This is a genomic window from Chryseobacterium pyrolae, assembly GCF_025153485.1.
GTDB classification, from domain to species: Bacteria; Bacteroidota; Bacteroidia; order Flavobacteriales; family Weeksellaceae; genus Chryseobacterium; species Chryseobacterium antibioticum.
Window position 1 is genome coordinate 1 of the sequence record NZ_JANZQH010000009.1, and the last position, 13625, is coordinate 13625.

Genomic DNA, 13625 nt, shown 5'->3' on the forward strand with positions numbered 1-13625 from the left:
AAGCAAAAACAAATTTGCTCTGGTTTAATTATTTATTTTTGTCCTGTAATATGTATCGGATTTTCAGGACTAGTCAACTGACCCCATGAAATAGCAGACTTTTGGCCGAAACAGTATCTTTTTTGTCATTGCGGACGAATGGCTTTATCTGTACATTTGTACCCTACAGAATCAGGGATGAAGACAGAACGTAATACAGGAACGAAAAATATAGTGCTTTTGGTACTGCCGCAGGTACAGCTGCTGGACATTGCAGGCCCCTGTGATGTATTTACGTCAGCCAATCGTTTTATGATGAATGAAGATCCTGATTCTGGTTACAGGATTCATTTGGTTTCGGGAACTTCAGACAAAATACTGTATTCAAGTTCCGGAATGCCAATGGTGTGCAGTCATACGATCTACGATATTGATTTTCCCGTAGATACCCTGTTGGTAGGAGGTACCGATCTTACCGTTCTGGATGATATTAATGCTGATATCTACACTTTTCTCCAGAATATAACCACAAAAGTAAGGCGTATGGGATCAGTCTGTACGGGTGCATTTGTACTGGCAGAAGCAGGTCTGCTTAATGGAAAGCAAGTAACCACCCATTGGAAATTTGCAGATATTTTACAGAAGTCTTATCCTGAACTTGAAGTGAATGTCAATCCGTTTTTTATCCGTGATCAGCAGATATACACTTCAGGGGGTGTCACTTCCGGAATGGATCTCGCATTAGCTCTATTAGAGGAGGACTTTGGTAAACCTGTTGCATCAGAAGTGGCCCGTCATCTGGTTTTGCATTTACACAGGCCGGGAATTCAGACCCAGTTTGGAAATGCCCTGCCGGATTACGATATGATGAGTCCATTCATAAAAGAAGTACGCAATCTGCTTAAGCATAGGCTTGGAGAAAGCATTTCAATAGAAAATATAGCTGAAGCGGTGAATATGAGTGTGCGGAACTTTTCCCGGGTGTTTGTGAAAGAATCCGGAGACACTCCCGGTCGGTTTCTCGAAAAAATGAGGCTGGATCAGGCGAAAAATATGCTGGAATATACCGATATGAGTCTTGATATGATCGCTGCTCAATGCGGTTTCGGGAGTGCTATGTCTTTGCGAAGGTTGTTTCTGAAACACATTTCCCTTTCTCCGGCGCAGTACAGAAAAGCGTTTAAAGGAACAGAGTAATCATTTTTACTTTTTTGATATACAATGGCTGCTCATCACAAATGATCGGTGTGGAAGAACCTTGTCTTTATTTTAAACATAAATTTTAACTATAAATATCACATTATGAAAGATGTAGAAAACGTGAAGGCAATGAATATTGCATTTTTAGTGTATGATCAGGTAGAAGTTCTTGATCTGAATGGTCCGCTGGATGTTTTTGTGAAAGCTAATGCTTTATACCCCGGAAGTTACCATTGCTATACAGTTGGGAAAACTAAAGATCCTGTATATGTGGAAGCCAATACCATGGCTATTGTTCCAACTTATGACCTGCAAAATTGCCTTAAACCTGATATGATTGTCGTTCCCGGAACCAATCCGGAATATATTATGAAATATCTTCAGGATAACGATTTCCAGAATACAGTATTGAAATGGGTAAAAGAGGCGTATGACAGCGGAGCGGTAGTCTTTACAGTGTGTACAGGATGTATGTTATTGTCAAACACAGGTATACTTAACAATCATGATATTACGACGCACAGTATGCTGCTGGATGCGCTGGAAAAGCACAACCCGGAAAGCACCGTTAAAAGGGGAGTACGTTATGTAGATCAGGGGCAACTCATTACTACGGCCGGAATCACAGCCGGAATAGATGCTGCATTATACCTGATCGGAAAGCATCAGGGGCAGGAAGCTGTAGATACGATCGTGGAACTTTTTGAATATCAGTACACGGATTCGGATAAATAATTTCAATTAAGCAAGAAACATGAATGAAAAGCCGATTATCATAGTTGTTTAGATTTATTATTATTCTGGGAGCGCTTGTAATTCCTGTAGTACACTCTTTAAGCACTCAGATTGTTGAGAGCTGATTATAATATTCGGAAGACTATGGATGATTCCAGAGATGAGATCCTTGGTAATTCCAGCTAGTAATATTGATATAGGAAATGATGATCCATGGCCATTAGCTACGGAAACTTTGATTTTTGTAATTATTACAGTGTACATGGGCTTAAGAATGACCAAAATGGAAGCAATGCTCTGACTTATAAGAGCTTGATTCCCTGAACTCTTTAAGCATATATTTGCATTGTTTACGATACTTAATAATTGCGCATACTTGTCAGAAGGTAATAGAGTAAGTATGCCTAAATCAATTAAGATAGAGCTTAAATCAATCGGATCATTTACGTAGGTAAACGTATTGAAGAGAGCAGATGCTTCGTGCATATTACCGGAAGGTTGGCTAACAAAAATAAAAGGGGAGATATTTTTGTCATTAATCGTTTTGTTTACTGATGCTATATCTTTTCCAAAATACATTGAGAAAATAAATAATGCAACGAAAAAATAAAATTTGGTTATAAAGTTTGTTTTCATAAGATTTCATGGTTTTTTGTGATTAAAATAAAGGTATGATGATCTGCGTTGAGTACAGAACTGTAAATAATCGGCTGTTATTTATGATAAAATAGTCATAAGCTTTATTTATATAAGAGATTTATAATTGTATTTCTTATATTAATTAGTTTTTTATTGTTGATAGTTGTGTCATAATGTAATATGTTTTTGGATTTAATTCTAAATATAGTGAATTTTATAGTTTAAAATTTTTTTTTAAATGCTAAAATTGTTTTAAATGTATTTAAAGAAAAATGCATTTAGTCTAAAAGCAAAAGATTGTGAAGGATTTTAACATAAAATAAGTTCCCGAAATAAGTAAGTTTCGAAACGATCTCGAAATGAGTAAGAATAAAAAACAATTTTATTTCACCAGGTTGAACAGGCTATCTATTTTCTTGTTTTTCCTGATCTCTAGCTGCGCTAAATCGGGTAAAAAATAAAACAACAACGACAAAAGAAATTTCTGTTTATAAATAATTGAAAATGTCTTGGCAAGCGCTCCGCATCACTGGTCAGGAGCGCTTGCTTTTTTAATGAGTCTTCTTGGAAGCCATGTGGTCCGCTGTATGTAGAAAAAGTTGTGTATTGCACCCTGTTTCTTTCTTTTCTGCATTATCAGTTACTTCTACAAACCCGATTTTTCTGTACAGGTTGTATGCTTTTTCATTTTTATCGGTTACTCCAAGGAAAATAGTGATTCCGTCAAATCTTTTATGAGCTTCGTCAATGACAGCCTGAATCAGTCCCAAACCTATATTCTTCCCTTGGAAACTCTCTCTGACATACATCTGATAAATATTTCCGGTATTATTTTCGTCTTTCACAAAAGCACAAATTCCTATAAGCGTATCATCTGCAAATGCTCCCATGGCAAATCTATCTTGAGCCTGGCTTTCGATGTCACTTTCCAGTCTGAATTTTTCAATTTTAAGCGATTCCTGATAATTGGCCCCGAACGATTCCGGAAACTTTTCTAAACTTTCCAGCCGGATGATTCTATAATTCCTGCTTTCGTGGGGTAGAAGTATGCGGTAGTGAATATTCATGATAATGAAATTTTGAATTGGTATTTTTTCGTTATATCCATTAAATTTGTGAAAATGTTTTTTAAATAAACTCTTTTTTTTAATGAAAAATGAATTTTTGTCTTTTTTTATTAAAATAACTAACAAGAATGTTTCTAATTAATATTTTGTTTTTATGTTTTTTATTCAGTTTAACGTTGGAATTTGTGTATATTTATAACAAACTAACAACTATTTCGTTAATGTATTCAATTTTTACTTGTTCTGCTTTGTAAAAAGGAGAAACATAAAAGAGAGTATACAGATCAAAAATAACTGATAAATTATAGATGAATAACATCGTATTATGAAAAAGTTGATAGTCCGTATCATGCGGATGATGATATTGTTTATTATTATTTCATGCAGCCAGACTTCTCCCTATCATCATACAGAAGACTTTGATCAGCCTTTGATTGAACAGAATAATGACATGAATTCTTCAGGGAATTTTGAAGCACTTGTTAAGCTTAATGGAGAATATTTTAAAAAAGCAGGTAAAATTGGATACGAAGAAGGTAAAGGCCTTTGTCTTCTCAATATTGCCAATGTCAATTCTACGGAAGGCGATTACGAGAGGGCACACATTCTTTTAGATAAAGCCGGGGAAAGCCTTAAACATTCAAAAAATAATTTTCACAGGGCTAAATTTTATGACAGCTATGCCCATTATTATTCCCATCTTAAACAGTACGATAAAGCAATCATCTATAGCGATTCGGCATTGCATGCTTTAAAAAAAGCACCGGATTCAGAACTTAAAAAGAAGCTCCTGCCCAGGATTTATACTAACAGAGGTACCTATTTTGCATGGAAAGGGCAATTGGGAAACTCATTGAAAAATTTTCACAAAGGAAATGCCCTAGAGAAATCAGCTTATTCTACCTGTATGATTGCCCAGTATCATCTCTATACCGAAAGGCTGGATTCAGCAGGAATATATGCTTTACGTGCAGAAGAAATGATGAATCATCAGAAAACACCCGATATTGAAAAGCTGTGGATCTATTATACGGTAGGGTACTACAATAACGAAATCGACCATGATGATGAGGCTGAAAAAATGCTTAAAAATGCATTGCAGATGAGTGCTAAAACCAGACTCACCTATTCCTTCCATATAAAAGATATCTATAAAGCTTTGGCGGATCTGTACAAAAAGAAAAAAGATAAAGAAAAATCATTCTACTATTTGTCCAAATATTTGGAGGAAGACAACAGATTGAACGAGTCAAGATTTGCAGCGATCAATAAAACGGCAGATACTTTTATATCAGAAGCTAAAAAGGAAGCGGACCAACGGGAAAATGACTTATGGATTATGGGAATCTTATCTTTTGTCATCCTTTCTGTATCAGGATTATATACCCGGAAAAAAATACATCTTTTAAGACTGAAGAAGAAAAGCATGAAGACAGAAACTGATACATTAAAGAATAGCGTATACGAAAAGAAACTTCAGGAAGTTACTGAACTGGCAAAGAAAAATGATTCGTCATTTCTAATGAAGTTTAAAGAGCTGAACCCTGAGTTTATCAGGAGATTGCTAACCATTAATCCTGATCTTGAGAACTCTGAACTTGCTTTCTGTGGACTGCTGAAACTCCATTTTACTTCCAGGGAAATTGCAGACTATACATTTGTTCAGCATAAATCTATTCAGCAGAAAAAGTACAGAATCAGAAAGAAACTGAATATTGAAGGCGATCAGGATATCTATGAATTCTTTGATCACATAGAAAAAATATCTCATGAAGAATTTCAGAAGAAACCTTACATTTGAAAGTAGGATTTTAGCCTCTCATTCCTCTTGAAAAAATCTAATTAATTATAAAAACGTACATGATACGCTGCTCTATTTTCGCTTTGCTCTTTATTTTGACATCATGCACTAAGGATTTTCATAATGAATATGAGAATGATTTTGACTCTCCTTTACTCACGCAAAATGAAAAACTTCGTCTTTCCGGTGATTATGATGCTCTTGTGAAGCTGAACAAAAAATATTATCAGAAAGCAGAAAAAATAGGATATGAAGACGGAAAAGCCTTGTGCTATCTGAACCTCGCCAATGTCAATCTGCTGCTGGAAAATTATCAGAGGGCAGAATTCTTTCTTAGTAAGGCAGATAAAATTACTAAACGTTCAAAAAATAACATTCATAAAGCCAAATTCAATAATGATTATAGCAATTTTCAGATGCACCTTAAGCGGCTGGATAAGTCATTTGAATACAACGCATTGGCAATGAATTATATAAAGGGTACTCCGGAATCTCCGTTCCGGAATGATGTTCTCTTTAAAATCTATTATAGACAGGGGGATTATTTTTACCGAAAAAATCAGTACACTCCTGCATTGGACTATTTCCGTAAAGCTGAAAAATTAGACCATTCGGGACGCACAGAGTGCGCTATTGGAGATCTCTATTTATATGGATTCAAAAATATGGATTCCGCCCGGATCTATCTGTCAAAAATAGCTGAAGCATGTAACCGGCAGGGCAGAACAGATGGGGTAGCTCTTAATGCAAATACCGTTTTGGGAGAATATTATTTGATCACCAAACAGTATAATAAAGCAGAAGAATCACTGTTAAAGGCATTGGAAATCAATAACAAAACAAAATATGTCTTTGCGCAGTACACCAAATACATTTATACGGACCTTAAATCCCTGTACGAAAGCAAAGGAGATAAAGAGAAAGCACTGATGTATCTCCAGGCCTACACACAGGAAAGGAGCAGATCCGATACCGCTTTACTGGAAGCGATAAATCATGATATGGAAGGCTTTATTGCAGATACAGACACAAATACCCAAAACCACAGGTATAATATCCTGGTCATTGTTATTGTTTCAACATTGGTTTTCGGACTGCTTGGACTGTATGCGTGGAAAATAATAAAACAGCTGCAAAATAGAAGAGAGCAGCTTAAAGATGAGACAGAGGAACTGAAAAATCAGATCCATAATACCAGTCAGGAGAATGTCATTGAACTGGCTAGAAAAAATGACCCCTCATTTTTAGACAATTTTAAGGAGGCTTATCCCGGTTTTATTGAAAAAGTACTGGCTGTGAATCCCGATCTTGAAAATTCTGATCTGGTTTTCTGTGCCATGCTGAAACTTCATTTTACTTCTAAAGAAATTGCCAGCTATACCTTTGTGCAGCCAAGATCCATCCAGCAAAAGAAATACAGGCTCCGCAAAAAGCTCAACATTCCAACGGAGACAGATATCTATCAGTTTTTTGACGGTCTGATGTGATTCGTCCGGGTATTCCATTTTGGTCTATTTGTTGGGAATTCACTTGAGTAAATACAAATTATTTTAAAATAAAAAAACTGCCTGATTACATCAGACAGTCCTCGAAATATTTTTTTTCATCATAACTGAAAACCAATTTCATCAATTGTTGTTATAATTTCAAATTTGCACTTTTTATTGGGAAACGAAAAAAAACAATATACTACACAGGTACTACGGTGCGATTTTTTTTTCATTAATTTTCAATTTCTACTTAATTTTTAATACAACGGTTAAGTCGAATTTTCTAAATATAATCTATTGATTTTCAATATTTTAATTTTGTTTTGGTGTTGTTTTATGCATCATAATTGGATGATTTCAAAAATTAATGAGTCCCATTAATCATTATTTTGCTTTTTACAAATGTTAGGATTTGTATTTCGAGGTAGTACATAAGTAGAATGTCTATTTTTGGTTTTAAATTTTATATGTAAGAATTTTGAAGCGGATAATTTTTCAATTGTTCTCGTTAGTAAAAATTAGGAATAGCTGTCTGACTTTGTCGGGCAGCTTTTTTTATGGCGCTATCTGCAGAGCTTTATATTTAAAGTTGAAAAGATTAAAATCATCAAAATCATTAAAAAGTTCAGGCATTATGATATTCTCATTTATACTATCCTTATTCACAATAATAATAAGTGTTTCCCATAGAAAAATTTCAAATTATGTTAAATAGGTTTGAAGAAATTTGAATTTTAATTATCTGTAAATCAGTTTTTTATATTTAAGAAGTATCTGAGTAGTATCTGATTTTATCTAAGTATTTAGATGATAGTCATAGTTTTATTACCCTAAATGAGTCTTCATTATTCAATGCGTTTATCTCAGATAAAACACTGAAGCACTGAAATTTTGATATGCTTTGAATGTGATGATAATCAACAATGAATGAAGCTTCATTTAAAATTAAATCAACTATTATATTAATCCATTTTATGAAAAAAAGAATTCTATTAGTGAGTGTTTTGGCTGCCGGATTTACAGCTGTTTATGGCCAAAGATGGGAGCCGGTAGGTCAGAAAGGATCCGAAATCAGAAAAGAGGTAGAAGTAAAGCAGGCGTACAGAGTAGATCTTACAACTCTTAGAAACCTTCTGAAGGATGCTGTAGAAACAGGAAAGAACGCAAAACCTGTGATTATCTCTTTGCCAACAGCAGAAGGTAAAATCGAAAGATTTGCCGTATACAGTAATCCAGTGATGGCAAAATCTCTGGCTGAAAAGTATGAATTAGGTTCTTATGTAGGGGCCGGGGTAGATGATCCTTCCAAGTATGTAAGGTTCAGTACTTCTCCTACAGACATGCAATCCATGATTATCAAAGATGGTGTGTTCCAGTTTATAGAGCCTGTTTCTGCAGATAAAAAAACGTATGGGGTATTCTATAAAACAAAGAAGACGGCAGGAGAGCATGGCTTCGAATGTGGAATGGATGAAAAAGAGGTAAAAGAAATAAAATCATTAGAAGCTAACGGAAAAAAAAATCTTTCTAACGTAGGGATTACCAGCAGACCTGCCAGTACAAAATACAGAACATACAGGCTGGCACTATCCGTTACAGGTGAATATACCCAGTTCCATGGTGGAACACCTGCTGGAGCTCTTACGGCAATGAACAATACCATGAGCCGGGTGAACGGGATTTTCGAAAAAGATTTTGGTATTCACTTGACTGTTCAGGATTTACCAGGAATTATTTATACCAACGCAGCAACTGATCCTTATTCAGACTCCGGACCTGGCGTTGATGACGCATTATGGAGTGGTGAATTGATGAATACCCTTAGTACGAATGTAGGAAGTGGGTTATTTGATATCGGTCACCTGTTCGGAGCTTCCGGCGGCGGCGGTATGGCGGGCTGCATTGGTTGTATATGCAGTGACGATACAGCTTTGGATAGTGATGGTATCCCATCAAACTATAAAGGAGCAGGATTTACTTCTCCCGCCAATGCAATTCCTCAGGGAGATTCATTTGATATCGATTATGTTGCCCATGAAATGGGGCACCAGTTCGGCGGTAATCATACATTTTCACACAATTCTGAAAACAGCGGAGCCAATGTTGAACCGGGAGGCGGAACAACCATTATGGCTTACGCAGGAGTTACTAACGATAATGTTCAAATGGTAAGCAATCCTTATTTCCATTATAAAAGCATCGATCAGATTTTGACGAATATGGAGGGAAAAACTGGATGTGGTGCATCAGTAGAGATTGATACAAACACGGCGCCGGTTATTTCTCCGCTTGCCCCTTATACAATTCCAAAAGGAACAGCTTACTATCTGGAAGCTGTAGTAGTAGATGCAGAAAATGATCCTATAAAATATACCTGGGAGCAAAATAATAGCGTCAATACTTTAGCTACTATTTCAGGAGACAGCGGTTGGGGGTATAATCCTCAGGGAGCTCTGACAAGATCTTATACAGGGACAGCCAGTGGTAGAAGATATTTCCCTAAACTGGAGACCGTAATGGGCGGTTCATTGACCAATAAACAAGACTGGGAAACGGTTTCTTATATTCCGAGAACCCTTAATTATGCGGTAACGGTAAGAGATGAAAATCCACAACGTCCTATGCTTTCTTCTTCAGATGTGACAGTGACAGTAGGAAACGACGGACCGTTCAAATTTAATGGACTTACAGCTGCCAGTGTATTGTATAACAATTCAGCCAATACAATCAGTTGGGATGCAGCCAACACCAATAACGCACCTTACAATGTTGCCAATGTAAAAATAGACTATACGGCTGATAACGGAATCACCTGGACAGATCTTGCAGCTTCTGTACCTAATACAGGAAGTTACTCAGTACAGATGCCGGGTAGCCTTTCGGGGACAGTAAAGCTGAGAATATCTGCAGTAGGAAATGTATTTTATGCAGTATCTCCATCTATTACAATCGGAACAGCTCCTGCTTCTGCAGCAGCTGCTCCCACTGGAGTGTCTACCATAGATAAAGAAGTGTTCAAAACAACAGCCAGAATTTCATGGAACAGTATACCGGGTGCCAATACCTATTCTGTTAATTATAGAAAACAGGGTGAAACGAACTGGCAAAACGCTACAAGTACAACGAATTCTGTAGTATTGAGCAGTCTTGAAGATGAAAAGAATTATGAAGTACAGGTAGCAGCGGTTGTTAACAGCGTTCCTGGAAGTTTTTCTACCAATTATGCCTTTAAAACAAAAGGCTTAAAAACAGGGATAGACTATTGTATTCTTAATTCAGGAAAATCAAATTATGCAGCAGTAAGAAGTGTTAAAGTAGCCAATGTTGATTATCAGGATGCTACGTACAGATCGTATAAAGACCTCAGCGAAGATTTTACTAAAACAATTAACCTGACTAAAGGAACACAGTATACTTTAGAAACCAGCCTGCGCTCATCTCCAGGATATACGGGAAGATCTATCAATGCATCTGCATGGATTGATTATAACAGAAATGGAGTGTTTGAAGCCACAGAGAAAGTAGGACAGGTAGCCGGAGGACTTCCCAATGGATCTTCAACGATTACGGGGATCAATATCAACTTTACGGTGCCAGCTGCGGCATATTCCGGAGATAAGTTGTTAAGAATGAGAATTGTAATTAAAAATGGAACAGGGGCTTTAGCTGATCCATGTGGCTCAATTGCTGGAGGCGGAATTATGGATCTGCCTGTAAAAATTACAAGCGGATTGGCCGTAAGAGAAACTGAAAATACAAAATCAGAAATATCTATTTATCCGAATCCTGCCGATACCTATATAGAAGTGAAGAACATCAAAGGGAAAGCAGAGTACAAAATCTATAGTGCAGACGGAAGACTGGCACAGGAAGGAAAACTGGATGAACAGAGAATCAATGTAGCAGCGTTGGTAAAAGGAGTGTACATCATCTCAATTACAAACGAAACTGATACGTACAGCACCAAGCTGATCAAAAAATAAAATGAGATGCTTTAGATTTGGAGACAGATGATTGATCTGTCCTGAAATAGAGACTAATTTCATGGTACCTTTTGTGAGGAAAGAGCCCGGCACAGCCGGGCTCTTTCTGTTTTTTTAATTTTCTAACCAATGGGTTCCCAAAGCTGAATCTTGTTTCCTTCAAGATCCAGAATATGAAGGAACTTTCCATAATCGTAGGTTTCAATTTCGTCAAGAATTGTAACGTTTTCCTTTTTTAATTCCTCTGTCAAAGCCTCTAGATTTTCCACTCTGTAATTGATCATAAAATCCTTAGCGGAGGGCTCAAAATATGTTGTATTTTCAGAAAAAGGAGCCCACTGAGTCAGTCCTTTTTTTGTGGTGTCTTCATTTTCACGCCATTCGAAGCTGGTTCCGTAAGGACTTGTTTCAAGGCCAAGGTGAGTTTTATACCATTCGTTCATGGCGTTTGGATCTTTTGATTTGAAAAGGATACCTCCAATTCCTGTTACTTTTTTCATGTCTATTTTTTTATTGTTAGAATAAGGATCATCGGGAAGCTGATGTATTCTTCCGGTTGCTTTCAAATATATGTAAAACTTTTTCACCGGAATATTCTTTTCATTCCAAATGATAAGCTTTATTATGTGGAATAATGTAAATACCTGTAGCATAAAGGCTGTAGGTTTGTGAAAAATACAATTCCGTGATTTACATACAACATTCGTCATTATGCATACATTGGCTCCATCATTTCTTCTGAATTTTGTACTTATAAAAATCAACAATATGAATTTGAATCAGGTACAATTAGGAAGTCAGGGTTTAACCATACCCAATATAGGTTTAGGGTGCATGGGGATGACAGGTTTTGAAGATGCCCATATGTATGGCGAAGCAGATGAAAGAGAAGCCATTGCAACGATCCATCGTTCTCTGGAACTAGACGGGAATTTTCTGGATACAGCTGATCTTTACGGACCTTTTAAAAATGAACAGCTTATTGCTAAAGCTATTGGGACCAGTCGGGACCAGTATATTATCGCAACAAAATTCGGCTGGGAAATAGATGATAACAACAAGGTGACCTGGGCGATCAACGGAACCAGAGACTATGTGAAAAAAGCAGTAGAACGATCTCTTAAAAATTTAAAAACAAACTATATCGATCTTTACTACATGCATCGCCTCGATAAAAATACTCCAATCGAAGAAACTGTGAGTGCGATGAGCGATCTGGTAAAAGAAGGAAAAGTAGGATATATAGGCTTGTCGGAAGTATCTTCGGAAACAGTTAGAAGAGCACATGCTGTACATCCCGTAACTGCTGTACAGAGCGAATATTCTTTATTTGAAAGAACAGCAGAAGAAAAAGGAGTTGTGGCAACACTGCAGGAACTGGGGATAGGTTTTGTAGCCTATTCACCATTGGGGCGGGGCTTCTTATCAGGTCAGATCCGTTCCATTAATGATCTTCCGGAGACTGATTTTCGAAGAGGAATTCCGCGTTTTCAGGAAGAGTATTTTGATAAGAATATTGAACTGGTAAAAGCCATTGAGCGCATGGCTGCTGAAAAGAATGTAACTTCTTCACAGCTGGCTCTGGCCTGGATCATCAGTAAAGGGATCATTCCTATCCCGGGAACTAAACGTAGAAAATATGTAGAACAGAATATTGATGCCGCTAAAATTCAGCTAAACGAGGCAGATCTTTTAAAACTGGAAAGTATCGTACCTTTAGGAACTGATACAGGTGCTCCATACGATGAGTTCAGTATGGGACTTTTAGATTAATCTGTAAATTATAAGCTATGAATACCATTCAGTCTGTTTCCGCTTTTCACCGTTTACTGTCATTACCTGAACCCAAACATCCGCTGGTAAGTGTGATCAATTTATCCGAAAGTGTATTTCTTGAGGACGAGGTATGGAAAGGTTTTGTGAACAGATTTTACTGTGTCGCTTTAAAAAGAGAGGCAAAAGGCAAAATCAGATACGGGCAGCAGCATTATGATTACGATAAAGGAGTTCTGAGTTTCACTGCACCCAATCAGGTGCAGTATCTCGATCTTCACAATATGGAATGTGGCGCCGCAGGATATCTGCTGATCTTTCATGAAGATTTTATATTGAGGCATCCCTTAGCCCATATTATTTCAGGGTACGGATTTTTTTCTTATGCAGTGAATGAAGCCTTGCATTTATCTGAAGATGAAGAAACTAACCTTATTGATATTCTGCACAAAATAGATAAAGAATGTGAGCATATTGACAAACATACCCAAGAAATTATCCTGTCACAAATTGATCTCCTGCTTCATTATTCCAACCGTTTCTATGAACGGCAGTTTATTACCCGAAAAAGCAATAATCAACAACTGCTGATCAGGTTTGAAAAATTTGTGAATGACTATTTTGATCAGGAACAGTCGGCAGAAAAAGGACTTCTGACGGTTCACCTTATTGCAGAAGCTATGAATCTTTCACCCAACTATTTAAGTGATCTTTTACGGATACAGACAGGCCGGAATACCCAACAGCATATCCATGAAAAGCTGATTACTAAGGCTAAAGAAAAACTTTCCGCCACTGAATTGTCAGTCAGTGAAATTGCCTACAGCTTAGGATTTGAGCATGCGCAGTCTTTCAGCACTTTATTTAAGAAGAAAACTAGGATGGCTCCCCTGGAATTCAGGGCAGGATTTAGGTTTAGCTGATTTAAAATGTATTTTGGATAAATTTTCCCGAAATG

Annotated in this window: 10 protein-coding genes; 7 read left to right on the top strand and 3 right to left on the bottom strand. The window is 36.9% G+C overall.

The features are described from left to right. Nucleotides 1–138 precede the first annotated feature (138 nt). Together NZD88_RS16940 and NZD88_RS16945 are read left to right on the top strand one after the other, a co-directional pair. Complete coding sequence (locus NZD88_RS16940) at nucleotides 139–1176, top strand: GlxA family transcriptional regulator (RefSeq protein ID WP_259830695.1); 1038 nt, start codon at nucleotides 139–141, stop codon at nucleotides 1174–1176. 105 nt (nucleotides 1177–1281) lie between these two features. Beyond that, entirely contained in the window at nucleotides 1282–1914 is a 633-nt protein-coding gene (locus NZD88_RS16945; RefSeq protein WP_259830697.1) for a DJ-1/PfpI family protein, read from the top strand. Between the two features lie 60 nt (nucleotides 1915–1974). Here the strand turns inward: NZD88_RS16945 and NZD88_RS16950 are convergent, their stop codons facing one another. Together NZD88_RS16950 and NZD88_RS16955 are read right to left on the bottom strand one after the other, a co-directional pair. Continuing rightward, nucleotides 1975–2550 carry a hypothetical protein gene (locus NZD88_RS16950; RefSeq protein ID WP_259830698.1) on the bottom strand — a complete coding sequence of 192 codons (576 nt, stop codon included), beginning with the start codon at nucleotides 2548–2550 and terminating at the stop codon, nucleotides 1975–1977. 554 nt (nucleotides 2551–3104) lie between these two features. Further along, the gene (locus NZD88_RS16955; RefSeq protein ID WP_259830700.1) at nucleotides 3105–3620 is read right to left on the bottom strand and encodes a GNAT family N-acetyltransferase; all 516 of its coding nucleotides are present in this window, start codon (nucleotides 3618–3620) and stop codon (nucleotides 3105–3107) included. A gap of 325 nt (nucleotides 3621–3945) precedes the next feature. Here NZD88_RS16955 and NZD88_RS16960 point away from each other — a divergent pair, with 325 nt between their 5' ends. The 3 genes from NZD88_RS16960 to NZD88_RS16970 all read left to right on the top strand — a co-directional run bounded on the left by NZD88_RS16960 (nucleotide 3946) and on the right by NZD88_RS16970 (nucleotide 10894). Continuing rightward, nucleotides 3946–5421, top strand: coding sequence for a tetratricopeptide repeat protein (locus tag NZD88_RS16960; RefSeq protein ID WP_259830702.1), 1476 nt, complete (start codon nucleotides 3946–3948; stop codon nucleotides 5419–5421). A gap of 59 nt (nucleotides 5422–5480) precedes the next feature. Continuing rightward, complete coding sequence (locus tag NZD88_RS16965; protein WP_259830704.1) at nucleotides 5481–6908, top strand: tetratricopeptide repeat protein; 1428 nt, start codon at nucleotides 5481–5483, stop codon at nucleotides 6906–6908. 977 nt (nucleotides 6909–7885) lie between these two features. Further along, a complete protein-coding gene (locus NZD88_RS16970) occupies nucleotides 7886–10894 on the top strand; it encodes a reprolysin-like metallopeptidase (RefSeq protein ID WP_259830705.1) in 3009 nt (1002 codons plus the stop codon). 122 nt (nucleotides 10895–11016) lie between these two features. Here the strand turns inward: NZD88_RS16970 and NZD88_RS16975 are convergent, their stop codons facing one another. Continuing rightward, a complete protein-coding gene (locus tag NZD88_RS16975) occupies nucleotides 11017–11394 on the bottom strand; it encodes a VOC family protein (RefSeq protein WP_259830706.1) in 378 nt (125 codons plus the stop codon). Between the two features lie 268 nt (nucleotides 11395–11662). Here NZD88_RS16975 and NZD88_RS16980 point away from each other — a divergent pair, with 268 nt between their 5' ends. Together NZD88_RS16980 and NZD88_RS16985 are read left to right on the top strand one after the other, a co-directional pair. Continuing rightward, entirely contained in the window at nucleotides 11663–12667 is a 1005-nt protein-coding gene (locus NZD88_RS16980; protein WP_259830707.1) for an aldo/keto reductase, read from the top strand. Nucleotides 12668–12684: 17 nt separating this feature from the next. Continuing rightward, nucleotides 12685–13590, top strand: coding sequence for a helix-turn-helix domain-containing protein (locus NZD88_RS16985; RefSeq protein ID WP_259830708.1), 906 nt, complete (start codon nucleotides 12685–12687; stop codon nucleotides 13588–13590). The last annotated feature ends 35 nt before the right edge of the window (nucleotides 13591–13625 follow it).

Coding starts and splice junctions, on each gene's coding strand:
- NZD88_RS16940 (WP_259830695.1), top strand. CDS start 139: ATGGCTTTATCTGTACATTTGTACCCTACAGAATCAGGGATGAAGACA.
- NZD88_RS16945 (WP_259830697.1), top strand. CDS start 1,282: ATGAAAGATGTAGAAAACGTGAAGGCAATGAATATTGCATTTTTAGTG.
- NZD88_RS16950 (WP_259830698.1), bottom strand. CDS start 2,550: ATGAAAACAAACTTTATAACCAAATTTTATTTTTTCGTTGCATTATTT.
- NZD88_RS16955 (WP_259830700.1), bottom strand. CDS start 3,620: ATGAATATTCACTACCGCATACTTCTACCCCACGAAAGCAGGAATTAT.
- NZD88_RS16960 (WP_259830702.1), top strand. CDS start 3,946: ATGAAAAAGTTGATAGTCCGTATCATGCGGATGATGATATTGTTTATT.
- NZD88_RS16965 (WP_259830704.1), top strand. CDS start 5,481: ATGATACGCTGCTCTATTTTCGCTTTGCTCTTTATTTTGACATCATGC.
- NZD88_RS16970 (WP_259830705.1), top strand. CDS start 7,886: ATGAAAAAAAGAATTCTATTAGTGAGTGTTTTGGCTGCCGGATTTACA.
- NZD88_RS16975 (WP_259830706.1), bottom strand. CDS start 11,394: ATGAAAAAAGTAACAGGAATTGGAGGTATCCTTTTCAAATCAAAAGAT.
- NZD88_RS16980 (WP_259830707.1), top strand. CDS start 11,663: ATGAATTTGAATCAGGTACAATTAGGAAGTCAGGGTTTAACCATACCC.
- NZD88_RS16985 (WP_259830708.1), top strand. CDS start 12,685: ATGAATACCATTCAGTCTGTTTCCGCTTTTCACCGTTTACTGTCATTA.